This window comes from Mycoplasma bradburyae (assembly GCF_024339025.1).
In the GTDB taxonomy this organism is placed as follows: Bacteria; Bacillota_I; Bacilli_A; order Mycoplasmatales; family Mycoplasmoidaceae; genus Mycoplasmoides; species Mycoplasmoides bradburyae.
Window position 1 is genome coordinate 377,650 of record NZ_CP101415.1, and the last position, 25,555, is coordinate 403,204.

A 25,555-nucleotide genomic window follows, 5' to 3' on the forward strand; every position below is an offset into this window, starting at 1 on the left:
TAAGTAACTAAACACTTTAATAAGAAAATAATAAGATTAAGAAGAAAATAGTGTGTTTAGTTACTTATATTTTTAATCACCAAAAAGTTTCAGATATTTATTATGAATATCTAATGTTTTTATTTTTGTATCCGGTTCTTTATACGTTTTGTATATATTAGTTCAATTATTTACATATTTGAATGTCCCTTCGTGATTTCTGTATTGTCCAAATACGGAGTTATCAATTGCCATAGAATAATTTGTTGGTGCTTTTGCGGTATTTTGTTTATATATATTATAAAAATCCTCGGTAGCTGAAGATAATGTATCACCAGCAACACTAGTAGCAATTCCGACTTTTCATAATGCTCCAGTTAATCCGCTCTTCTTTTTATTTTTGTTAGCAGCTGATTTTTTTGTTGTTTTGCTATCAGAAGCACTTACTTTTTGTTTTGATTCTTGTTTAGGTCGATTATCAAATAATGAATTACTATTTATAAATTCATTATCTCCGATTGCGAAATTTGAAATCCCGAACCCTAAATCATCGTCTATCCCTCCTATTAAGTTTTTCATTAGATTTGATTCAACATCAACATCTGGTTTAATCTTTTTAGGTCTACCGCGTTTTTTAACTACTGTTGGCATAACCTTCATATCAGGCGGCAACAAAACAGCTCCATTATTAGCAACCGCGCTGATACCTTGATCATTATCTGTTTTAGTAGTTGTTTTCTTAGTAGCCCTTTTTCTAGTAGCGCCAACAGATTTTGTTGTTGATTTTACTGGCATATTTATTTATTGTTATAAACCTGAATATATTGATGAAGCATATGGGCTTAAGAATGAATACCTAGCTTTTGTTGGAGCAAAGCTAGAATAAACATGCTTTACTTGAGGTTCATTCGAAATTCCGACTGCATATCCATTAGGATCAGGTTTATTTTTGATATCATTTACGATATTACTTATTGTTACAGCAGACTTGCTAATAGATCCGATAACCATCTGACCTATTAAAACTGCAGTTGATATTGCAGCTATGGACCCACCGTGTAATAAGTTTTTATCATTCGTGGTTAATTTTCTCATTTCATCCTCCATTAAAGATATGTAAATTCATCTAAAAAAAGAAGAAAAAAATATTCTTTTAAAGAAATAAAAAAAGTGATTTAAAGTAATTAAATCACTTTTTATTGAATTAAGAATTATTAAAACTTATTTTTTAATTGAATCGCGGTACAATGGCATGCTCATACATCTGGCACTACCCATACCTAATGATAATTGATCACCATTTCAATTTAAAACAGTAATACCAGCATCTCTTAATGCTTGGTTTGTTTTTCGATTACGATCATAACCAATTACTACACCAGGTTCAATTACTAAAAAATTAGTTGCATCAAAATTAGTTTCAACATCAATTTCGATCTGTGTAGAATCTTCGCCGGCAACAGGAATGGTAATTGCTTTTTTGCCTATCACCATTGATAAAAACTCTTCAAGCGATTCATTAAGTTCTTTTCATTCTAACTCTTCTTTTGTTAAGTTAATTTCCCAGATTTTAAGTACACCCATCATATTAGGTGAATATAAGAATTTATCGTAATCTAGCATCGTTAGTCAAGTATCTAAATGCATTAGATTGCTCATCTTAGGGACATTAATAGCATAGATTTTTTCAAAAGAAGTTTCTGTATTATCGCGCACTTTTTCAGCTAAATGCTGAATTGCTTTTTTCTCAGTTCTTTCTGAAACACCAATTACTAATGTCTTATCATCATACACAAACAGATCACCGCCTTCTATACTGTATTCTGCTTGTCTTGAATAATATCTAGGTGTATCTTTATAATGGCGATTATGACTAAAGATAAAGTCAGCAAAAATTGTTTCGCGTCTTCTTGTTGGATGATACATATAATGTAAAGTAATACCATTACCAACACTTGCAAATGGATCACGGGTGAAATAAAGATTTGGCATCGGATCAACAATTAATTCGACATCTGATTTTATATCAACTTCTTTAGCTAATATTCCTGACATCATCTTTTTAATCATTAATACCGGTTGATTTTCTAAACTCTTTAAATATTCATAAACTATTTGACGATTAGAATTAGATAATACCGGAATACATTCATCCAATCAACGATTAATAAATGCTTCACGAACTTGCTTATCTGCTTGTTCGAATGTTTGCGCGGTTAATTCTGATAACTGAATACATTCAACGCCATAAGATTCTAGAATCTTAATAAATTCTTGATGCTCAGCTCTCGCTTTAACTGGGTTTAAGATAGCGCTAAATAATAACTCATCCAATCTTTGAGGAGTTATATATTCTAATTCTTTACCTGGTGTATGCACTAAAACTTTTCTTAGTTTACCAATTTCACTGTAAACTTTTATCTTATTTAACATTAATGCTCCTTATCTATTTTTTATTTTCAGACTTATCAAAACCTAGATATTAATCATTTAATTTTAAAAATAAAGTTTAAAAATATAAACAATTTTAAATCAGTTTATTTAATTAGATAATCAACAGATCTAGTATAAGGATTAATCAAATCGTTGATATGTTTGATAGCCACAACAGCTTCATTCATTCCGCAAATAATTAAATTAGGTCTTTTTTTGTAGTTGCTAGCAAGACCAATTGCATAAATGTTATCATCAGAAGTTTGTTGAAAATCATTAACGATTAAATTGTTATTGAGATCTTGCTCTAAATGATCAAAACAATCAAGAGATTTAATTGGTTTTAAACCATATTGAACTATCAGATAATCAAAATTTATCGTTGTTTTTTGATTGTTTTGATTATTTATCAAATTAATTGTGTTGTTATTAATCGATTCAATGGTTTGATCAAGATATTGGTTAATATCTTTTTGATTAATTTGATCAACTAAATTTTGTGAAGCTCGGTATTTATTATTTCTATGAACAATTGATAAACTGTTAGCAATCTTTAGATCTGCTAACTGATTTATTAATTCAACAGCACTATCACCACCACCTAAAAAACAAACATCTTTATTTTTATAAATTAACAGATCATTGATTTGATAATGGATATTACTAATATCTTGATTACGAATTAAATCTTCATTTAATCTGATTGGTTCAAACCCACCGTTACCAGTTGCGATAATAATTTTTTTAGAACGAACAATAGAATTATTTGATAAAGTTAATTCAAATAAATTTTCACTGGTTAAGTATTTTTGGAAACTAATTAAAGTATTTAATGAATATGTAATCAATCCTTGCTTGATATAACTATCTTGCTGATTAGATAAAAGATTGATAAAATCCTTGGCTAAAATTCCGTTAGCTGTTGGAAAATCATAAATCTTTTTGAAAGGGTATAAATGCGTTGGCTGACCTCCTATTCTGTCGGTCATTTCGATCACCAACGATTTCAAACCCTTCATAGCACCATAACTAGCACAATATATACCGCTAGTTCCTGCTCCTAAAATGATTAGGTCGTAAGTCTTCATTTATATATTTTAAATATAATATAATAATTTAGATATTTATATTTTTATATAAAAATTTAAGTTTTAATGTCTATCACTGATAAAGTTTTTAGTTTTGACGAAAGTTCAAAAGAAGAAGTTCTTCAAGATTTCAATATTAACAAAGCTGATTATTGCATAAACAGCTTTCTAACTCAACATCCAAGTGCTACTGAACAAGATTTAGCAGATTTTTTAGAAAATGCTAGAAACAGTTATGTAAGAGCTAGAAAAAATGGTATGTCTGATGAATTGTGATTAGAACACTTACACAAATACATCAAGACATATAAGTTTGTTGCTCCACTTCAAAGAGAGTTAGATAAACTAATTCACAATAAGAATTTAACTGATATTGAACTTGAAAAAGCAGAATTAGCTAAACAACGTGCTGAATTCGAAAAAGAACGCATTGAGTTTTTAAACGAACAAAGCGAGTTTATTCAAAAAGGTCGCTCAAAACATTTTGAACATATTGTAACTTTATCAGAACATGAAGCTACTAAAAAAGACTTAGAACTAAAATACTACAAAGAAATCGAAGAAATTAAAAACAAACATCAAGAAGAATTCATTAAAAATCAAGAAGAAACTAAGAAGATTTTTGATGAAGAGGTTAATAACCTTAAAGATTTTTATGATAGAAAGATTGAAAAAATCTCGGATTATTACAATAAATTAAAAGAAAAAGTAGTTCAATTAAAAGAAGAAAATGCAAAATTAGTCGGTGAAATTTATGAACGTGATGTAACAACCGAAAACCAAATTGCTTTAAGAACTAGAGATTATTACGAAGAAATTGAAAAGATTAAAAAAGTATTAAGAAATTATGAAATTTTATCTTTTGAATTAAAGAGCAAAGTTAAAGAAAAAGATTACTTACTTAACCAACTAAGAGCTAAAATTAAACACAAAGACGAAGAATTTAAAAAATTTATTCAAGATCAACCCGAAATTGTTAACCAATTAATTAACGATGGTATTAAACAAGGTGTTAAAGTTAAGTTTAGTCAGTTAGAGTCTAAACTTAAAGAACAAGTCGAGAAATATGAAGATACTGTTGGTAAGACTTATGAAAAACATAAGAATGAAGTTGATAAGATTTTAATTGCTAATGAAGCTAAAATCGAAGTGATGAAAAATGCTTTGCTGCAAGCGGAAGAAACAGCTAAATTAACAACTAACGAAATAGAAAGAATTAAATCTGAGTATGACTTAATTGTTTATACTAACCGTGAGTTGAATGAAGCAATCAAATTAGAACAAGAAAAAAACAAAGAATTATTAGCTAAAGTTGAAGCATTAACTGCTGAAAACAATGATTTAGATAAACTTAACAACTTATTAGTTAAAAAATATAATGATAACGATCATTTGTTATCTGTTTCTAAATCAATATCAGAACAACTGGATAAAATCAATGCTTCTCAACGTTCTTTACAAAAAGTTTTATCGACAAGTAATGATGATATAACTAATAAAAAAATTCTAGATCTTGATAAAGAAATCAACGCAGTTAACGAAACTTACAAGCAGTCTAAAAACATTAAAAACGAACCAATCGAATTACCTAAAAAAGCTCCAACATCTGGAAAAATAATTGAATATATTGAAGATGATGAAGAATTAGATTCTCAATGAGCTAAACAATTCTCTGAAGTTACTAAAAAAATCAAAGAAAAGAAGAATAACAAAAAGAAAAGACAGTTATTAGATAAAAAAATTAGTGACTTTAAAGAATAGATATATTAAAATTAATTCGTCATTGCAACAATTATCACGAAACATGTCAGGTCAGAAATGAAGCAGCATTAAGTATCTTAATTGTGTGTAATGACTTTTTTATTTATTATTTAAAAGTTAATTAATTTAAAATAATAAATAAAATACTTTAGATTCTCGATGGATAATAAAAATAATAGCAAAAGAAGTCAGTTTTACTTTAATAGAAGAGAAAGCGCGAATCGTCCGAAAGTCAGATTTAATGATTTTGATTCTAAACTAATTAATGATAATTCTTTAGATATTGATAAAAAAGATAAAAACAAAAACATTTTCGATGGCGAAGATGATTTTGATTTTTTAAAAGATGTTATAGAGGATTATGACAATTTATATGAGAATAAAAAATCTTCAGTAATCAATGAATCAAACAAAAATAGTTCTCAAGATACAATTGTGCCAGAAGAAGATGAAGAAGATGATTTAGATTTAGAATTCCATCGTTCTAGAATATTTGATTCTAATCAAACTGACACTAAAGATCAAAATTCTCAGGTAAATAAGACACGTTTTGTTGGCGATGATGACTTCGAGCGAAGTCAAAATACTAATGATAATGATGAAAATTTAATCGAAGCATTCACCAAAAACTTAAGTTCATTTATTAGCGCGCAAGATGATAATAGTTTTGAGATCACTGAACAACAATCTAAAAAAACGAACAAAACTACACACATTGATTTAAAACAAGCGACTGAAGAATTTTATAACCAACCAATCACTCAAAAAGAAACAAAAAATCAAAAAACTGACATCATAACTAAAACAAAACAAGAAGATGACTATGCGATTACTGAAAACCGCAGTGATTACAGTTTTGAATCTACTGATGATGTTGAAGAAAAACAAGTAGATCTAACTGATATGCTTGATGTTGATTATGAACCAGATGATGATTCTGAACATGATTTACCATCAACAAGCGAAGTTTTAAATGCTTCTTTTGACGAAGAAAAAACCAAAGAACAAAAAACAAAAACTAAAGAGCAAAAACCAGTTGAAAATATATCTGATAATGAACAAATCGGTAATGAGATTTATACTGAAAAAATTGAGCTATCACCAGAAGTAATAGCTAAAAAAGATGTTTCTTATGATGATACTTTAGAAGAAATTACTAAAGAAGACATTATTAATGCGACTAAACAATTTGATCTTGATCATTTAGAGCAAAAAAACAACAAGAGAAATAAAACTATAGAACAAGCTAACAATCAAGTTATTAAAGAGATATCTAAATTAGTTTATCAAGATGTTAACAATCAATATCAAGAAAAAGTAAATTTACTAGAAAAATACAAAGAAAATCTTGAAGAACGCGAAAGAGAAATCGAAAGGTTGAATGAAGAACTTGATCGCAAACAGGTTAAACTTGAATCAATCAACAAAGAATTCCAAGAAGCAATCAAAGACCATCAAAAAGAAATGGATTTAGAAAAACTAAATCTAGAAAAACAAAAGGAAGAAATTCTAGCTAAAGCAAACAAACAAGCTGATGAAATCTTGAAACAAGCTTACGAAAAAGCTAATGAATATAAGTTATTAGCTCAACAATCAGTTAAAGCCAACCAAGAAGAACAAAGCAACAATCAAATAGTTGAACTAAAACAAGGATTTGATAACAAATTAAACCAGTTATCAACCAAGATAAATAAAGAACTAGATACTCGTTTAGTCAAAAAAGATCAGATGCTAAACCAGTTATTATCACAATTAAAAATAATGGCCGAAACTACTCATTCTAATCAATTAAGAATTAATGAGTTATTTTTAGATGTTAATAACAAAGAGAAAGAGATTCAGGTTTTAAAACGTGATTTAGCGATTCTAAGAGCTACAACTAGCCAAGTAGTGAATATCAAAACCGAGAAAACAAGAGAAATATCTAGAAAACATTTTGAAGACTTTGAACTAGATAATTCATATAAAGATCCTAGTTTTGAACAAAAGTTGGAAAGTATAACAAACGATTTAAGTTCTTTATCAAGCGAAATTGTATATGAACCTTCACAGCATGATAAATTAGATATTACTAAAAAAACATTAAGAACTTTTAATTTATCAGATCTTAACGAATCACTTGAAGAAGATAGAAAAATCTTTAAATCAATTAATAAACATTTAGATAAAAGCTTACAACAAGTAAGAACAGATACTAATTTAGTAACTCAAAAAATCCACAACCCTAGTTATATCAATAAATACAAACAATCGAAAATAATTAATGATGAAGATGATTATGAAGAATGATCACTTAATGATATAAAAACTGAATTATCAGATGAATACAACAGTTTTTTAGCAAAAACTAAAACCACAGATTTTAAAGATAAAAAACCAGAACCTACTAAAAAACAAAAAACTAAAAAAGTTCAATTAGTCTTTGATTCAAAAAAATAATGTTGAATTTAGATAATACTAACTTTTCATACGAATTAAAGATAAAAAAACACAAATACAACGCTGTATTTGTGCATGGTTTTAGTTCTTCTCATACCAAACATTCCGAAATTTTTTCAAGACTAAATAAAGAACAAGTTAATTATTATACATTCGATCTTCCTGGTCACGGAAAACATTATATAGATGAAAATGATTTTGATAAATCTCAGCTAAAATTAGATTATTTAAGTGATTTAGTAGTCGATTTTATTAATAAAAAGCAACTGGATAATGTTATTCTAATCGGGCACTCAATGGGTGGTGGAATTTGTAGTATTGTTAATTATTTAATTCCTCAAAAAATTAAAGCGCTAATTCTAGAAGCTCCACTAAATCCAGCAATTTTTAGTTTTGATAAAAAAAGAATTTTTGATTCATTAAAATCATTTAACAATAAATCATTTTTAGATATCCTAAAACAACAAGATGAAGTTAATGATCAAATTTCATTAATTGGCTGATTAAAAAAGATTTATACCAATAACAAAGACAAGATCCCATTATTTTTGAATCTGATCTCGCAAAAATCTAAAACATTGCTAGATAACGCTTATAAAACACTTAATAATAAACCTGTTTTATTGATATTTGGTGAAAATGATCCAGTGATACCGCCTAATAAATCGATTAATTATATTAGTCAATACACCAATAATTTAACGACTAGAATTATAGATGAAGCAGCGCATTTGCCGCATCAAATTAATAAAGAAATGTACTATTATTTTATTAAAGATTTTATTGCTAAATTAAAATAGAAACATTTCGACATAATAAATAAGTTTTATTAGTTATAATTAAAATAAAGTATATACAAGCATTTTATTGAACTTTCAATAAATTGAAAATAAGGTTTTTATGGCAGAAAAACGCGATTATTACGAAGTATTGGAAATAGACAGGGACGCAGATGAGCGAGAGATAAAACGCGCGTTTAGAAAGCTGGCTAAAAAATACCACCCTGACACAAACAAGGATGATCCTAACGCTGAAAGTCTCTTTAGAGAAATAAATGAAGCCTATGAAGTTCTTTCAAGCCCTGAAAAGAAAGAACGTTATGATAAATATGGACATGATGGATTAGATCGCGAAGGTGATTTAGACTTCGATCCTGATATTTTTGATTCTTTTTTTGATACGATCAACGCTGCGGATGAATTTGATGACATCTCATTTGATGATGATTGAATGGATGAAGAAGAATTCGGTAAGAAGAAAAAGAAAAAGAAAAAAGACAAAAAAGGTGGATTTTGAGCAAAATCAAAAGAAGCTTCAAAAACGATTGAAACCGAACCTGAAATTATCGATGTGGGCGCAGCTAGCACAACTAGCGTAGATGAACCACGCTTATTTGACGATACTCCAGATTATAGTGAAGAAGCTACTTCATCATTCACAGAAGAAAAACTCTTTGACGATAACAAGGATGAAGAAAAACTATTTGATGATAACAATGAAGAGAAGTTATTTGATGATAACAAAGATGAGTCTGAAGAACGTTTATTCGATGATAATGTAACTTCAAGTGTTGAAGAAGAAACTCAAGAAGATGAAGATATGTCATGGACTCGCTTTATTGGTGATCCTGACTATGGTCATTATGATGAGAACAGTGAATGAGTATGAGAAGGTTATTTCGATGACGACAATAACTTCATATCAACTCGCGAAGATTCAGTAGAAGAAGAGCAATCAGAACCAGAATTTGTTAAAGAAACAACAGCTCAATCAGAAGAAGAACAAAAAACAGAAGCTGTTGAAGAAGTTGCTTCAGAACCAGTTCAAGAAGAAGTTCAAAAAGAAGAACAAAGTGTTGAAGAATCAACTGAAAGCGATCAAGATGATTACGTATCAGCTCAACCAGAAACAACAGTTGAACAACCTGAAGTAGAAGTTAATGCTCAAGAAGACAAACCTGAACCGGTTGAAGAAGTTAAAGAAGAAGATCTTGTTAAACCAGTAGAAGAAGAAGTTTCATCTGAACCAACTGAAGTTGAATCACAAGAAGAAGTTAAAGAAGAACAAGAAGATTCAGATATTGCGGTTGATGATGACTTTATTGATTCAAATATGCCTGAAATTGTTGATTTTTCAAAAAACAAAACACAACAAATTTCACGAAGCCCATTTGATTTGTCATTCTTATTAAAGAATCGAACAACTGAAGCTAACACTCAAGAAGTAACGAAACCAAAAGAACAAACTCAAGAAGTAAATAGTCAAACAAATAAAGTAGAAGAAACACTAACTGAAAAAGTTGAGGTTACAGCTACTCCAATTGATGAATTAAAAACTCAAGAAGTAACTAAAGAAGTTGAAGAAGTTAAAACCAAAGAAGTTAAATCGCCATCAACTCAAGAAGTTATTATTCATACACTAAAAACTACTGAACAAAAAGAAACAACTAAAACTTCGCAAATCACTCCACCAGTAGTTAAAACTAAAGAGGTTGAAGAAACCAAGACAGTTGAATTTAAAACTGCACCGATTGTTCAAACAAAAACACAAGAAGTGATTCAACCAGTTATTGAATTAAAACCTGAACCAACAGTTGAATTAAAAACTCAAGAAATTACTCAACCAGTTGTCGAAAATGCACAAGAAGTTGCTCAATCAACAGTTGAACAAGCAACCAAATCAATAAAAGAATCAACGGTTGAGTTAAAAACTGAAGAATCTACTAAACCGATTGTTGAAAATAATACCCAAGAAGTTACTCAATCAACAGTTGAAAAACAAATTCAATCAACATTAGAAGTTAAAATTGAAGACAAACCAAAAGTAACTCCTCCGCAAACAGTTGTTAAAGAAAATCCGATTGTTGAAATTGATCTATCTAAATTAGAAGAATTAAAATTCGAATTAGTTGAGCAAAACTTTGAAAAACTACCAGTTAGAGAAGATACTAACTGAGCAACTGAATATCAATTGTCTGAACCGACTCATACTGATAAAAATTGATATGAAGAAGAAAATAAAGATGATTTAGAAAAACTTCTACAAGATCAAGCTGCCTTAGAAATAGAAGAACAACCTAAACCAGTTGAATTAGAAATCGAACATAAACCAGTCCAAGAATTAAATCAACAAAAAACTGAAGAAATATCAATTGAAGAAGTATTCCAAAAACAAGAAGAACCAAAAGTCATTGAAGAAATTAGTATTAAAGAACTTCTTGATCAAGAATCTAAAGATGAAAAAGATTTATCAGATGATTTAATTGATCGCTCTCCAGTTGTAAATGATGTTAATCTAGAATTAACTGAAGAACTTAGAAAAGAAGAGGAATACAAAGAGTTATTTGATCAACAAAAAGATGACGAATTGCTAGTATTCAATGATGATAATAAGTTCTTATCAATTGAAGAATTATTAAGTCAAAGTTCAAATAACGCATCAGAAGATAGTCAAACATATCAAAAAACAAACGACATCATTATCGAAAACAACATTGATAACATCAGTGTTGCTGATGATCAAAACTATGAGCTAGTTGATAATCACAAAGAGTTCAATAATATTACTGAACCAACTATCATAAGTTCGAACCTTAATTTCAAGGATAGTTATGTAAATCAAGTTGAAAGTGATGATATCATCAGAGAAGAACGACCTAACCGAATTGAGTATGAAGAAGTTGATTATGACCCGTTACAACAACCGGTTCGACCAATGCATACTTCAGAAGAACAGATATATGATTACAGCATTAAATTGTTGAGAAAACAAGTAGGTGTAAAAATGGACGATAATGACAATTCTAAAAACCTCGCTAAAACGATAAACGATTTATCAAGTTTCAAGTCGAAATTATTAAAACGCTTAAGTGAAACTGATTCTACAACCCCACAACCAGCGTCAACTAAATATCAAGAACCAAACTTGATTCAAATAGAACGCTTAAATGAAATTAACGTTGTTAAAGAAGTGGAAGTTCACCAAGTGTTGTTATTTAACAATGCTATCAAGCGTATAAAATACACTCGTCACACTCCTTGTAATCATTGTTCAGCAACAGGTATTGATCTAAGTTCTAGCCAACCATACAAACTATGTCCTGCTTGTCGTAATGTTGATGGTAATGTTGAATCTTGTATGGTATGTAACCGATATGGTAAATTAATCCGTATCGCTTGTAAAAATTGTTTAGGTAAATCTTATACAAATGAAGCTATTACATTAGATATTAAATTACCAATTACTTCTCAACTAAACATTTCAGTTAACTATCCAGGTTTTGGTCACATCTTCCCTAATAATCTAAAAGGTGACTTAACTGTTATCTTTAAAGTAATACCTTCAAACTTCTTCACAATTAAGAATAATGATATCCACGTTAAAGCGTTAGTAGATCCTATGCTAGCTTCAATTGGTGGGATTATCAAAGTTCCGACGATTAACAAATTAATTAACGTTAGAATACCACCTGGTACAAAAGCAGGAGACCAAGTAATTATTAAAGATATGGGTCTTGAAGCTAGATATGATTTAGAGACTAAATCACACTACGATAAAGGTTCTTTAGTAATCCATGTTGTATATGCTGACATTAATAAAACTAATGATGGATCACTAAGTCTTGAAGAAGTTGCGAAATTACCAAACCCACAAGTTGAACACTTTAACAAGTTGGCTTTAAGAGAAATTAAAGAATTAAAATATAACCAACAAGAAATTCAGCAAGAACAACAAAACTGAAGTTTCCAATCAGAAAACAATCAACCAAATAATAACCAGCCAACCGATTCTAATATCTCGCAACAGCAACAACAAACATTAGCATTTAATCGCGTTTTAAACACTATTAAAGATATTAGAACTTTAGATGATATAAAAAAAATTCGCGAAAAAGCTAATAAAAATAAATAATAAGAAGAGAATAATATGAACAACCAAGAACAAAAAACAAGAGAAGAACTTAAAGAGGAAGATGCTTCTTTAGAAGATTCAACAATCCACGAACCAACAACTGAAGTGCAACCAACTGCTAATGTTGGAGCTACAGTTAATTTATCTAATGAAAATATTCAAATCAAGAGTTCATTAGAAGATTTAAAAAATTTCGTTCAAAATCCAAAAAATCATAAACAAAAAATTGCTACAGTAGGCAAGTTGATGTACGATGAATTCGTTAAGATTGAAAATTCTGTTAATAATATTAACAGCTACATTGAAAATCTGACACAAAGATTGGAATCAACTAACGAAAGTATCAAGAACAAGATTCAAGAAGTTGAAGCTAAAGCTCAAAAGAAAATTAGTGATAAGATTGAAGAATTGGATGCTCGCAAAAAAGAAGAGATCGAAAACGCTAAAAAATATGCGATTGAAAAATCAATTGACTCAGCAATTAATGTTGTTGATCAATTAGAAATTGCGATTGATTTTGCTTCTAAAGATCCAGCAGTTAAAAACTATGTAAGTGGTTTTAAAATGGTATTAAGCTCATTTATTAACTGATTGAAAAATGTTAATATTCACAGAATGGATATCAAACCTGGTGACAAGTTTGATGAAAAATACATGAGCGCTTCTGATAAGGTAAGTGATCCTAAATACCCTGCTGATCACGTATCTAAAGTTATGAAATCTGGTTATATCTTATATGATCGAGTTATTCGTCATACAATGGTAGCAGTATCTGATGGTGTTGATTACCAACCAGAACAAGCTGCTAGTGAAGAAGTGGCTGAAAAACCTACTCCAGCACCTGCTCCAGCTCCTAGCGCTCAAGAACCAGCTAAACAAAAACCAACTGCTCCAACTCCTCCAGCTCAAGCTCCTAACAAACCACCAGTTGTTCATCCAACAAAACCAACATCTGCTCCAACCCCTCCTTCAGCACCTAAACAACCAATTACTCACCAAATAGTTAAAAAATAATTTAACTAGCAATCAATTAAAACACCTGCCATACTTAGCAGGTGTTTTTTTTATTTTAGGTTAGGTTGTTTTTATTTGTTTAAATAGCAAATTTTAATCTTGGTAATATGAAATTATAATGTTATATTGATTAATCATAAATCTTTTGTATTTATCTATAAATAGTTCTGATAATTAAAACAACAATAAAAAATGTAGCTATGTAATAGCTACATTTTATCTATTTTATAGACTAGCAATCTTTCTTATAAAAGCATATCAGCAACACTCAATAAGATGCTAGGTAATTTATCGCTAATTGCTTCTTCTGGGTTGTTTTTAGAAGTTATTTTGGTTTTGATCTTCTTAGTTAAAAAAACTTTAGCATAGAAAGCTAACTTAACATCTCTTGCGCTTTGAATTAATATTTGAAGGTTTTTATTTTCAAGATTATCATTTTGTATGCAAGAATTTTTATCTATAACTGTTAATAATGAGATTACAATAAAATTAATAGCTTCAATTTTTTGAATTCTCATCTTTTTATTGATATTAGAAATTATAGATGTATCAATATTAAAAAGATTCGTAAATGTATTTAAAACCTTGTCCTTTAATAGATTTTGCAATCCTGTATTAGTTTCTTCATCATAAAATTCAAAATTTAATTCGTTAATTTTATTAAGAAATTCCTCATATTTATTTTGATCTAAAACGATAAAATTTGTTAATCTTTCTATTTCGGGATTAATTTTATTATCAATAGTAATTTGAACTGCAACACGATACATCAAACAAAATAATGTTAATGCAAAAATAATAGGAGATCAAAAATCGCTTTTTAGCGCAATAACATAAAAATTATCTGAATTATCGTTAAATCACACAAATCTGATTATGCCTAAAATAGTGGTTGAAACAACATAAATTATTGCCATGGCAAAAGAAGAAATCTTATGCGCATTATATAGCAATTTTTTATAATCTAATTTATTAAATTCAGATAATGAAAATATCATTTTAGATAATTTTGATTTTTTATCTAAAAGATCTGATATAGATTTTAATTTTTTAGAAAGTTGTAATTTATTTTTATATATTGTTCGAAACAAAATAATACAAAATAAAATATAAACAATCATGAAAGCAACCCAAGCTAATAAAAATACTAAAGCTACTTGAGGATATGATTTTTCTACCATTATAATCATCCATTCCGAACTAAATAATGAGTAAAAAAATGAAGTCAAAATTAAATTATTAGTTAGTAAAATTGAATAATTTTTACTAAAAATAGACCACAAATTTAATTATGGCTTATTAGAAACTCCTCTTATCTAGTTCTATATTTATAATTATTTTAATATTTTTTTTATTAAAATAATTGTTTTTTAATTGTTTTTTTCTTACTCATTTTTATATAAGCGAGTTGTAATTTTTAGCATATCTATTTAATAAAAACTTTAGTCTTTAAAAAGACTTTTTTAGTTAAACCAGTTAGCCTTATGATAAGGTGCATTCAAATAATATTTACTTTAATTTAAAAATGATTTTTAATTATTTGTTTAATAATATTCAGGAATACATTGCTTTAAAACTATTTTTAAAAAAATCATTTTACCGAATATTTTTGATAAAAATTAATTTTATATGTAGTTATCTGAACCAAAATAAATAATATTTACACTTTAAATTCAATTACTCAATAGAGGTTAATATAACTAACTAAAATGTTATAGCAAATGAATAACCATTAGAAATCCTAAGCTAAAGTAATAAGTCCTATATATGTTATAAACATATATGTAATTAATAAAAAACGGTAGAGAACGATATATGAAATATAATGTACTAGCTAATAATATTAAAATGCCTAGCATTGGATTTGGAACATATAAATTAGAAGATGGAAACCAAACTGTTTATGCTGTTAAATATGCTTTAGAAGTAGGTTATCGTCACTTAGATTGTGCTGAAATATATAATAACCAAATATCAGTAGGTAAAGCTATTAAACAATCTAGTGTTAATCGTAAAGATATATTTGTCACTTCTAAAATTTGAAATAGTGACAAAGGTTATGAATCAACTAAGAAGGCATTTAACAAAATACTTAATGATTTAGAACTTGAATATTTAGATCTTTTATTAATTCATTGACCGATTGGAAGAGATTTCAAAAATAACTGAAAAGAAATTAATAGTCAAACTTGAAAGGCTATGGAAGAACTTTATCAAGAAGGTAAGATTAAATCAATCGGTGTAAGTAATTTTCTAGTTCATCATTTAGAAGAATTAAAGAAAACTGCAAAAATTACGCCAATGGTTAATCAATTAGAATTTCATCCAGGTTATATGCAACCTGAAATAGTTGATTATTGTAAAAATAATAACATTGTTGTTCAAGCTTGATCTCCGTTTTCACAATCTCAAATCCTGGAACACAAGAAATTACTAGAATTAGCTAATAAATATAAAGTAACCACTGCGCAATTAATTCTTAATTGAATTATTCAAAAAGATATCGTTCCATTACCTAAATCAAAAACATTTGAAAGAATTAAAAGTAATTTAGCTGTTTTCGATTTTTCAATAAGCAAAGAAGATATTAAAATTATTGACGAATTACCAGATTGTGGCGGATTAGACCTTCATCCAGATGAAGTTGAATTTTAACAAATCAACGGTAAAATTGAATAAAAACAGATATAATGATCGCCTAAATTTTTAGGTGATTTTTTATATAATATCACCTCAAAAATCTTTTGATATTTAAAGTTGATAACTAATAATTACTTAGTTGTCAAGGAACATAAATCACACAATATTTGTTTAAAACTGTGGCTAACATTTCATAAAAATAGTGAAATATAAAAATAATCTTATTTTTACACAAATTAACTATTAGGCATATAATTATTATCACTATGACAAACAAAAATACAACAATCCGTTCTAGTTGTTTTATAGAAAAAGGTAATGGTATTTATTTAAAAAATGAAACTGTTAAACAAAACAACGAAAGATATGAAAGTTTAGATTTAGCTTGAGACAAAATTGAATCAGCTAAAAGTTACGCTCTTGTAATGGTAGATTACGAAGCTTCACGTGTAATAGGTCAATCATTTATTCACTGAGTTGTAGCTAACATTAAGGGTAACGAATTAGCCTATGCAGCTAATATTAATAATTCTGAAATCATTCAAGGTCTTAACTCAACAGCTCAAGGAATGACTGAAACTTCTAAGGGTGTAATCATTGAATGTGTTCCAAGCGCTTTTAAAAATACTCCTGAAGCTGCTAGTGATTACTTACCACCACTTCCACCAGATGATAGTCATCTTTATACTATCCGTGTTTATGGATTAGATGTTGAAAAACTAGATTTACCAAAACACTATAATTTATCAGATCTTAATGCAAAAATTATTGAGCACTGTGTTGGTGAACATGAATTGCACTTCTGATATAAACCTAATTAAAAGAGGATCAATAATAAATGAAGAAATATTTAATCGGTAACAACAAACAAATCTGATCTAAAATGGTTGGTGAAGATGGTTATCTTCACGCACATGGTGGCGCTTTAGATAACAAAAACCAAACTCCATTCCCTTCGTATTCTTTAGATTTAGAATGAGAAAAAATTCCGAATGCTAAGAGTTATGCGGTTTTAATTGAAGACTTTGATGCGGCTGCTGTAATTGGATTCAGTTTTATTCACTGAATTGCTGCTAATGTTAAAACTAATAAATTAGAAGCTAACAAATCTTATTTAGATCATAAGAAATGATTAGAATCTAAAAAGGAAGTTTATGGCGATGATGTTTTATGACAAGGTCATAACTCTAGTGTTTGCAAAACATTATTTGCTAACAATAAAACAAATGATCAATTAGGTGGTATTTTACCTGAAGGATTTACTTCAACTCACCATGATGGATCATTAATGTATTTTGGATGCTACCCACCAAACGCAGATCACACGTATACTGTAACTGTTTATGGTCTAGATGTTGAAGCTAAAGAATTAAGCTATCACAAACAACACAGAACTCAAGAAAATTATTTAAACAAACCTTACTATGTAGGTGACTTTATTCAAGCGATTCACAACCACGTAGTAGGTAAACACACTCTTCACTTTAGATATAAAAAAGTTGGTTAATAAGATTAACCAACTTAATAAAAAAAACAAACCTAATCTTAAAAAGTTATAAGCTAATTCTTTTAAGATTAGGTTTTTATTTTGTCTTATTTATTGGATTTAAATAATTAAAAAAAATCTTTAATTTTTCCTTTGCTTTTTTATTAAAATGTGATATTTAAATAAATAACAGAAAATATTAATTTATATATTATAATTATTATGAGTTTAAAAACTCGAGATCAACAAAAAAATATAAGCAGTTGCCCCTTTATCTGCTTATATTTTTTGTTTATTTTAATTTTTAGATTATTTAACGATAAAGTTAATAATCTTATTCTTAACAAAGATTGTTTTAACAATCTGTTTATCTTGGGTTTGTTTTTTGATTGTTTCTTGATTTAAGAAAAAATCAGCAACTTCTTGTTCTGATGCGTCAATATTAAAATCATTAACCATTTTATATTTACCATTAATACTACAAGAGATTGTAACAACATTTTTAACTAAGTATTGTTCATCTCATTTAGCTAATTTCATTGTATATAACAATTGCTTGTTATTGATTTTTTCATTCAATTCTTCAGCTAAGAATGGCGCAAAGAATGATAAAACAATCAAGAAGTTTTTTATCATCTCTTTATTAATTTGCTCTTGTTTGTAACAAGCATTAATAAAGATCATCATTTCACTAACAACAAGATTGAATTCGTAGTTTTCTAAATGTTGATTAACTTTTTTTAAGAAATTGTGATAATCATAATTTAGATGCTCACTTGGATCGTCATTGATAGTTATCTTATCAAATAGGTTATAAACTCTTTCAAGGAATTTTCTAGTTCCATTTAATGCGTTTGAGTTTCAAGCTAAACTAGCATTTAACGGCCCCATAAACATCACATAAGTTCTAATCGTATCAGCTCCGTGTGATAATACTAAATCGTCTGGATTAATAATATTTCCCTTAGATTTAGACATCTTGGTGCCATCTTCACCTAGAATCATTCCTTGGTTCATTAGTTGATAGAACGGTTCTTTTGAACTTACAACATTGATTTTGTATAAGAATTTATATCAAAAACGAGCGTATAATAAATGTAATACAGCATGTTCTTGTCCGCCAACATATAAATCAACTGGCATAAAATGATCAAATAACGCTTTAGCTTCTGGTGAATTTAATGCTAGATAATTTTGATCTAAATGATTTTTATTTAATTCGTGTAACTTTAAAATATATCCTAAGAAATACCAACAAGAACCAGCTCATTGTGGCATGGTGTTAATTTCTCGGGTATATTTTTTTTTATCAATAATTGGATGTAGTCATTCATCACTAGCGTTAGCTAGTGGTGGTAATCCTTGTTTGTTTGGTGAAAAATCTTTAAGTTCTGGTAACTTTAAAGGTAATTGTTCATCTTTAAGAAGATGACAATTATTATTTTCATCAAACACAACAGGGAAAGGTTCTCCTCAATAACGTTGTCTTGAAAAAATTCAATCACGCAGTTTGTAATTAGTTTTTTTACTACCAATATTATTTTTTTCTAGGTAATCAATAATTTTATTAATTGCTTGATCATTATCAAGACCATTAATAAAATCAGAATTAATATGGCTTCCATCACCAAGATAAGGATAACTATCAGCTTTTATAACTGGAATGATTTCTAGATTATATTTATTAGCAAAATTATAATCGCGTTCATCATGAGCAGCTACACCCATAACAGCGCCAGTGCCATAATCACTGATAATGTAGTCAGCTAAATAAATTGGGATTCTTTTTTTGGTAATTGGGTGAATAGCAAAATAATTTGTATCAATACCAACATATCTTACGGTTTGATCAATACTGTTAGCTTTAATAAATTCTTCGATTTGGTCATTTTTATTCGTTATTAATTTTTGTTTAACTAGTTCGTGATCGAAACTTAAAGCAATAAAACTAACTCCAAATAAAGTATCAGCTCTTGATGAGAAGACTTCGATTTTTTGATTATCTAAACCTTCAACATCAAACTTAATGCTAGCACCAGTTGATTTACCAATTCAATTAACTTGCATCGCTTTAATTGAATTAGGTCAGTTAATATCATCAAGATCTTTGATTAATTCGTCAGCAAACTCAGTAATTTTAAGTACTCATTGACGCATTTTTTTCTTGATAACTGGATAAGATCCTCTTTCAGAGATCTTATTACCAGCTTCATCAGTTAGTACTTCTTCATTTGCTAATACTGTTCCTAGTTTTTCACATCAATTAACTTCAATATCAGCTTGGTAAGCTAGATTGTGTTCGTATAACTTTTTAAAAATTCATTGAGTTCATTGAAAATAATTAGGGTTGGTAGTATCAACTTCTAATCGATAATCATAATTAAATCCTAAGCTTTGTAATTGGTTTCTAAAATTATCAATATTTTCTTGAGTAAATTTAGCAGGATGATTATTTGTCTGAATTGCATATTGCTCAGCCGGCAATCCAAAAGCATCTCAACCAATCGGATGTAAAACATTAAAACCTAAAGCATTTTTTCAACGAGAAACAACATCAGTTGCCATAAATGCTTTAACATGCCCTACGTGTAATCCTTTACCACTAGGATAGGGAAACATATCTAAAATATAGTATTTAGTTTTAGATTTATCTAGATCAAAATGATAAACATTTTGATCTGATCAAACTTTCCTTCATTTATTTTCTATTAAATTATGGTTATACATATAGTTTATTTATTGAATTAATTATCTGAGCTCATTAATTTAAGAAAACGAGAGATATCAACATTGTTACAAGCCGCTGTAACTAAATCGTTTTTTGAGATAATTGTATCCTTGTCGATAGAATAAATATTCTTATAATCTCTTGTTATTGAGATAATGTTAGCATTAGTTTTATTTCTTATGTCGATATCAACAATTCTTTTGTTGATTACATCCTTAGAAGTAGCATAAACACGAACTAATGAGATGTCATCATCAATCGAGATTATTTCACTATTAATACTATGAACTACTCTCATAGCGATGTTTTCACCGACGATTTCTTCAGGAATTACCGCTTCTTTAACCCCAAAGGTTTTAAGAACTCTTTTATGAACCTCATTTTTAGCTCTGGCTATAATATTCTTAACCTTTAATTCACGTAGGTTTGTTGCTATAATAATAGATTCTTCAAGACTGCTAACCGATAAGATTACCGTATCGAATTTATTGATAGCAACATCAGATAAAGACATAATGTCAGTAGCATCCAAGCTGATTGCAAAATCAAATCTTTTAGCTTCTAAATTAATTTTTTCTTTATCTTTATCAATAATTAGAACTTTATAGCCTAATTCTTTCAGCTTGGATGCTACTTTACTACCGAACCTTCCAAGCCCTATAACGCAATAATCTGCTCGTTTCATAATCTAGATAATATTATAAATATTAATTTAAATAAAAAAATCAGATAAACTTTTCAATATTATAATGATACCTAATCATAGTTATAAAATCATCTCTCTTATCTAAAAAAAACATAAATAGCAATTTATTTTATTCGTTGATCTCTTAAGGTGGTATATTAATGTTGTGTAAACCAAAGAAGTTAAAAGATAAAACTAAAAGTAAAAGTTCTAAAAAAGTGAAAAGAATTACTTCTGCTTTTATCGGCTTTTTAGTGGTTGGAACGATTGTTCCATTAGCAAACATCCCGCTTTATAAAAGATACATAAGTAAGATTAACACTGAGAAAAATCTAAAAGATATTTCAAAAAATGAAAGATTAATTAAAGCAGCTAAAGAAAAGATTAGAAAAGAAAATCCTCAAGCAATTATCCAAGATATTGTTCAGGATTTTCATCCAAATACTAATGATTCAGACCAAGCTAAAAAACTTGTTAATACTATTTATGATAATTACCAATTTAAGATTGTTGATAAATTAAAAAAATCAGGTATTGATTATCAAAACTGAGAAACATTTAATAAATATGTTTATGATCACTTAGATCATGATATTTTTGAAGATATATTAAATTCTTTTGTTGGTTTTTATGCGACTTATCACAACTCTTGAATTAACGAATTAACCGAAAGAATTCTTTTATATAAGTATAAAAAAGTAGGAATTCAAAACGGTTATTTCAGACAATATCACACAGAAACAAGCAATGCTTATTTCTTGGATAAGAACAATTTCAACTTCAGATTTACGACTAAATCTGATTTAATTGCTGTTCATAAACTTTTTGGTGATGTAACTACTAAAGTTGGATTCTCAATTAATGTTAACCCTAATTCTAAAATAGTCATTGATCAAGATTCTAAAGGAGTTGTATTAACGAATACTAGCATTTTTCTTGAGTCATCTGCTGGTGTTCTTAGTCCTTATGGAAGTATTTTAGTTAGAACTGATTCGGATTATTGAAAAAACTGGTATGGATATACTGGCAATGCAGTCAAATGAGAAGAACAAAAACAAATTAAAGGATTACCATTAACATCAATCTTGTACAGTATTATTAATGATAAAGATAATGAAAAAGGTTATATTAGTAAATACTTTTATAAATGGATGGTGCAAATATTAATTAACTTTTTTAATAATGGTTACCTTGATCAACAAAATATTCGCAATAAAAAAGGTCATTAATCTTACATAATGTTAAATTCATCAAGCGATTCTAATAAAACATTACAAATCATTAATAGATTACCTAAGCGATGACAGAAACATCGTTTGGCTAATGTTATTAAACCCTATTATCTTAATTGAAAAGAATACTTTTTTATTAATGCGACAAGACAAGCTAATCGATATTTAAAACATACTAAGTTCAATTGATTATATTTAATCCCGATTGTTGGTTTTATTTATTTTATTTTTAAGATTGAATCAACTAACGAAAAATTAGAGTATAGCAAACTTAAAAATCAATATCTTAAAGTTGGTGGTGAAAACTGAATAGTTTTCTTGATTATATTTGCTGGTATTTATTTATCGTTTATTATTTGAGCTACTTTAATTATTTATCTAACAGATTATTTTTATCCACCAAATAATTATCAGAATATTAATAAGATTATTATTATGTATGTAGGTGGTAATTTTATTATCTTCATATTATTTCATTATTTTTATTTATTTTATTGATACTTAGTGGTTTATCAAAAATTCAAGAATTCAGTTTATAAAATAATAGCAATTACTAGAAACAAAATTCATCCATACTCGTTTTTCTCGTTTGTTCTCCATTGTGATGATGGGGTGTATTTAAAGAAATTAGAAAAACGTCATAAACGAAATCAGTTTTTTAAATAATTTTTTTATTATTCGTAATAAATAAAAATTTTAGATTTATCGGTTATTTTAATGAATATCAAAAAATATAAATAATAAAAAAGCCCTATTGTTTTATGAACAATAGGGCTTTAAATGTCTAAAAATTAATGGTGCCGAATACAAGAATTGAACTTGTCTCTGATGCTTACCATGCATCTGTTTTACCACTAAACTAATTCGGCGCGCTAGATAATTATAACCGATTTTAAGATTAGATTATTTAAAAACTAGTTTATATTATTTATTTTGGTAAAGAAAAAGTTTGATTATTACAATAATTAACCATAGTTAAATTATTAAATGGCACCTATCTAATTAATTAATATATTTGTTTTAATTAATATATTCGTTTCTTATAGATATTATTTAAATTTTTAAAAAATTAAGAATTTAATAAATCGATACATTAATAAATTTGATTAAAAGACTTTATTTAATAGATATTGAAAAGAAGTAAAATGAAATAATTGCTTTTATTTTTTTGATTTAATTACAACTTATTATTTTTTATTCAAAATAAAATTAATTGTTTTATTAATGTCCGATTTTATATATGGATAGCAGCAAAATTAAGAATAATTTTGTCTTTAAAAATTTTAAAAGTGAAAAGAAAAAATTTTTTTAAAGTTAATTAGTTTATTAAGTGTTGTTTCGATGGTATCAATCGCAGTATCAAGTTGTAAAAAACCAGATATCGATTTAACAAATCAAATTAATCGAGATAAAACAGAAAATAAAAATAACTCTGAATCTAAAGATAATAATAAAAAAATAAACGAAGAAAAAACAACAGATACAAAAGCTTTATCTAATAATAAAAACGAATCTAATAATAAAAGTAACGTTGATTCTGATGATACGAATAATTCTGAATCGATAGAAACTAAAGACCGATCTGAATCGCCAGAAAAAACTGATGAAGAAAACTCAAATGAATCAGTTTCTGATTCAACAAATCAAGAAACAACTGATAAAAGTGTTAATGAACAACCTAAAGCAGAATCAAGTAAAAATTTAGAATCATCTACCAGTTCAACTGATAGTGTAGTTGGCGAAAAAACAACAGAACAACCTAAGCATAATGCTTCTAATGATGTAAATATGATGCATTCATCAGACGAATCTGAAGAAACTAAAAACTCAGAAGAAACTAATATTCATAAATCTGTTGAAAAAACTGAAGAGCATCAATCAGATGAACCCTCTGAAGGAAGTTCTGAAAAACAAGTTGGCAACCATGCTGAAGCAGAAAAAGAAAATTCTAAACAATCTGAAGAAGTAACTGATGGAAAAACTTCTATGATTGATCATTCTGATAGTGAAACTTTAAAATCTAAAGATGATGGTATGGTTACTGATCATCCACAAACTGATAATCAACAAGATTCAAGAGATGGCGTAGGTGAAATGGTAAAAGCAGAACAAGGCCATGAAACAACTGAACCTAAAAAAGAAGACCCAGCAACAGATGTCGAAAATGGTGAAAAAAATCAATCTGCGCAACCTATAACTGAAAAAACAGAAGAAAAAACTGAAACTAAAAAAGATATTGAATCTACTAGCGAACAAGGCGAACCTAAATCTGGAGAAGTTCAATATAGTAATAAACAAGATGAACCTTCTAGTGTATCAGGAGATGTTCATGATCCTGAAACAGATTCGGTTTCAAAAGATGAATCTGATCAAAATAAAGAAACTCACGATGATTCTTCAATCAATGGAGAAGACAAACAAGCGCAATCTGAATCTGATCAAGAAACCAGTGCAGAAAAATTGGATTCAAAAGAAGTTGATCCAGTTAATTCTACAGAAGAACACAAACCTACAATGATGGAAAATTCACCACCATCAGCAGATAGTCCAGAAGATGGTTTAGCAACTCCATTAACACCTAGTTGAGGTGATGGAACTGATAGTGGCTCTTATCACCCGGCAGTTACTCCTGATAATGATTGTCCAAATGTACTATCTACAGAATATCCATACGGATCACCATACAATCCAACAGGATCTACACCTCCTAGTGTAAGTGATCCATATGCACCTCCTGTACCTTCAGATCCGTCTGCTGGATGAGCTACTAGCGGAACAGGTAGTCCTTATGGTATGTATCCTGGTTATGATTCTCCAACATACCCAAATTATAATGGAACACCAGGATCATCTGATGGTTCTTATGGTGATAATTATCCATCAAGTTATCCTAGTTCTTACCCAGGAACTTGTCCTACACCAACCGGTCCATATGATACCATGCCTGAACCAGGTTCAAATGGTGTCGGGGATGATTCAGGGATAGGTAGTGCGCCTACTGATTGAGGATCTTCGCTTCCAGAAAGCTCTCCTCCTATCGAATTATAAACGGCTCAATAATTAAATAATCGTATAAGTTCTTTTGTTAATAAAAAAATTTAAACTCTTTTGAGTTTAAAACTATTCACAAACAAATCATAATAAGATTCATTTTCGCTT

General features: G+C 28.3%; 18 protein-coding genes, 1 tRNA gene and 1 other RNA gene. 12 read left to right on the plus strand and 8 right to left on the minus strand.

The window, feature by feature from the left end:
• Positions 1-72: 72 nt before the first annotated feature.
• The 4 genes from NMG77_RS01545 to NMG77_RS01560 all read right to left on the minus strand — a co-directional run bounded on the left by NMG77_RS01545 (position 73) and on the right by NMG77_RS01560 (position 3,500).
• Positions 73-774, minus strand: a complete 702-nt coding sequence (locus tag NMG77_RS01545) for a hypothetical protein (protein WP_255046008.1) — start codon at positions 772-774, stop codon at positions 73-75.
• Between the two features lie 12 nt (positions 775-786).
• Positions 787-1,074: a hypothetical protein gene (locus NMG77_RS01550; RefSeq protein WP_255034943.1), complete on the minus strand. Its 288-nt coding sequence runs from the start codon at positions 1,072-1,074 to the stop codon at positions 787-789.
• Between the two features lie 126 nt (positions 1,075-1,200).
• Positions 1,201-2,412 (minus strand): arginine deiminase, encoded by a 1,212-nt coding sequence (locus NMG77_RS01555; RefSeq protein WP_255034944.1) that lies wholly within the window; start codon positions 2,410-2,412, stop codon positions 1,201-1,203.
• A 104-nt stretch (positions 2,413-2,516) separates the two neighbouring features.
• Positions 2,517-3,500: an NAD(P)/FAD-dependent oxidoreductase gene (locus tag NMG77_RS01560; RefSeq protein WP_255034945.1), complete on the minus strand. Its 984-nt coding sequence runs from the start codon at positions 3,498-3,500 to the stop codon at positions 2,517-2,519.
• A gap of 66 nt (positions 3,501-3,566) precedes the next feature.
• On the opposite strand from NMG77_RS01560, the gene NMG77_RS01565 reads away from it, so the two are divergent.
• The 6 genes from NMG77_RS01565 (at position 3,567) to grpE (ending at position 13,625) form a co-directional block, all read left to right on the plus strand.
• On the plus strand, positions 3,567-5,261 hold the full coding sequence (locus NMG77_RS01565) for a coiled-coil domain-containing protein (protein ID WP_255034946.1): 1,695 nt from the start codon (positions 3,567-3,569) through the stop codon (positions 5,259-5,261).
• A 15-nt stretch (positions 5,262-5,276) separates the two neighbouring features.
• An RNA gene (gene ffs, locus NMG77_RS01570) (signal recognition particle sRNA small type) lies at positions 5,277-5,362 on the plus strand.
• A 58-nt stretch (positions 5,363-5,420) separates the two neighbouring features.
• Positions 5,421-7,700: a coiled-coil domain-containing protein gene (locus NMG77_RS01575; RefSeq protein WP_255046009.1), complete on the plus strand. Its 2,280-nt coding sequence runs from the start codon at positions 5,421-5,423 to the stop codon at positions 7,698-7,700.
• Positions 7,700-8,500 (plus strand): alpha/beta hydrolase, encoded by an 801-nt coding sequence (locus tag NMG77_RS01580; protein WP_255034948.1) that lies wholly within the window; start codon positions 7,700-7,702, stop codon positions 8,498-8,500. The genes NMG77_RS01575 and NMG77_RS01580 overlap by 1 nt, the downstream gene beginning before the upstream one ends.
• 100 nt (positions 8,501-8,600) lie before the next feature.
• Complete coding sequence (gene topJ / locus NMG77_RS01585) at positions 8,601-12,611, plus strand: terminal organelle assembly protein TopJ (RefSeq protein WP_255046010.1); 4,011 nt, start codon at positions 8,601-8,603, stop codon at positions 12,609-12,611.
• Positions 12,612-12,626: 15 nt separating this feature from the next.
• A complete protein-coding gene (grpE, locus tag NMG77_RS01590; RefSeq protein WP_255046011.1) occupies positions 12,627-13,625 on the plus strand; it encodes a nucleotide exchange factor GrpE in 999 nt (332 codons plus the stop codon).
• 245 nt (positions 13,626-13,870) lie between these two features.
• Here the strand turns inward: grpE and NMG77_RS01595 are convergent, their stop codons facing one another.
• On the minus strand, positions 13,871-14,806 hold the full coding sequence (locus NMG77_RS01595; protein ID WP_255046012.1) for a hypothetical protein: 936 nt from the start codon (positions 14,804-14,806) through the stop codon (positions 13,871-13,873).
• Between the two features lie 634 nt (positions 14,807-15,440).
• On the opposite strand from NMG77_RS01595, the gene NMG77_RS01600 reads away from it, so the two are divergent.
• From NMG77_RS01600 to NMG77_RS01610, 3 genes are all read left to right on the plus strand, one after another.
• Positions 15,441-16,280, plus strand: coding sequence for an aldo/keto reductase (locus NMG77_RS01600; RefSeq protein ID WP_255046013.1), 840 nt, complete (start codon positions 15,441-15,443; stop codon positions 16,278-16,280).
• Between the two features lie 251 nt (positions 16,281-16,531).
• Positions 16,532-17,086 carry a YbhB/YbcL family Raf kinase inhibitor-like protein gene (locus tag NMG77_RS01605; protein WP_255034953.1) on the plus strand — a complete coding sequence of 185 codons (555 nt, stop codon included), beginning with the start codon at positions 16,532-16,534 and terminating at the stop codon, positions 17,084-17,086.
• A 17-nt stretch (positions 17,087-17,103) separates the two neighbouring features.
• Complete coding sequence (locus tag NMG77_RS01610; RefSeq protein WP_255046014.1) at positions 17,104-17,772, plus strand: YbhB/YbcL family Raf kinase inhibitor-like protein; 669 nt, start codon at positions 17,104-17,106, stop codon at positions 17,770-17,772.
• Positions 17,773-18,060: 288 nt separating this feature from the next.
• Here NMG77_RS01610 and leuS read toward each other — a convergent pair whose 3' ends face one another.
• Together leuS and NMG77_RS01620 are read right to left on the minus strand one after the other, a co-directional pair.
• A complete protein-coding gene (gene leuS, locus NMG77_RS01615) occupies positions 18,061-20,478 on the minus strand; it encodes a leucine--tRNA ligase (protein ID WP_255046015.1) in 2,418 nt (805 codons plus the stop codon).
• 17 nt (positions 20,479-20,495) lie between these two features.
• Positions 20,496-21,164 (minus strand): potassium channel family protein, encoded by a 669-nt coding sequence (locus tag NMG77_RS01620; RefSeq protein ID WP_255034956.1) that lies wholly within the window; start codon positions 21,162-21,164, stop codon positions 20,496-20,498.
• A 161-nt stretch (positions 21,165-21,325) separates the two neighbouring features.
• Between NMG77_RS01620 and NMG77_RS01625 the strand changes: the two genes are divergently transcribed.
• Both NMG77_RS01625 and NMG77_RS01630 read left to right on the plus strand, forming a co-directional pair.
• Entirely contained in the window at positions 21,326-22,393 is a 1,068-nt protein-coding gene (locus tag NMG77_RS01625) for a hypothetical protein (RefSeq protein WP_255034957.1), read from the plus strand.
• A 9-nt stretch (positions 22,394-22,402) separates the two neighbouring features.
• Positions 22,403-23,062 carry a hypothetical protein gene (locus NMG77_RS01630; protein WP_255046016.1) on the plus strand — a complete coding sequence of 220 codons (660 nt, stop codon included), beginning with the start codon at positions 22,403-22,405 and terminating at the stop codon, positions 23,060-23,062.
• 129 nt (positions 23,063-23,191) lie between these two features.
• On the opposite strand, the gene NMG77_RS01635 is transcribed toward NMG77_RS01630, so the two are convergent.
• Positions 23,192-23,265, minus strand: a tRNA-Thr gene (locus NMG77_RS01635).
• A 472-nt stretch (positions 23,266-23,737) separates the two neighbouring features.
• On the opposite strand from NMG77_RS01635, the gene NMG77_RS01640 reads away from it, so the two are divergent.
• Positions 23,738-25,444 (plus strand): hypothetical protein, encoded by a 1,707-nt coding sequence (locus tag NMG77_RS01640; protein ID WP_255046017.1) that lies wholly within the window; start codon positions 23,738-23,740, stop codon positions 25,442-25,444.
• Positions 25,445-25,555: the final 111 nt, after the last annotated feature.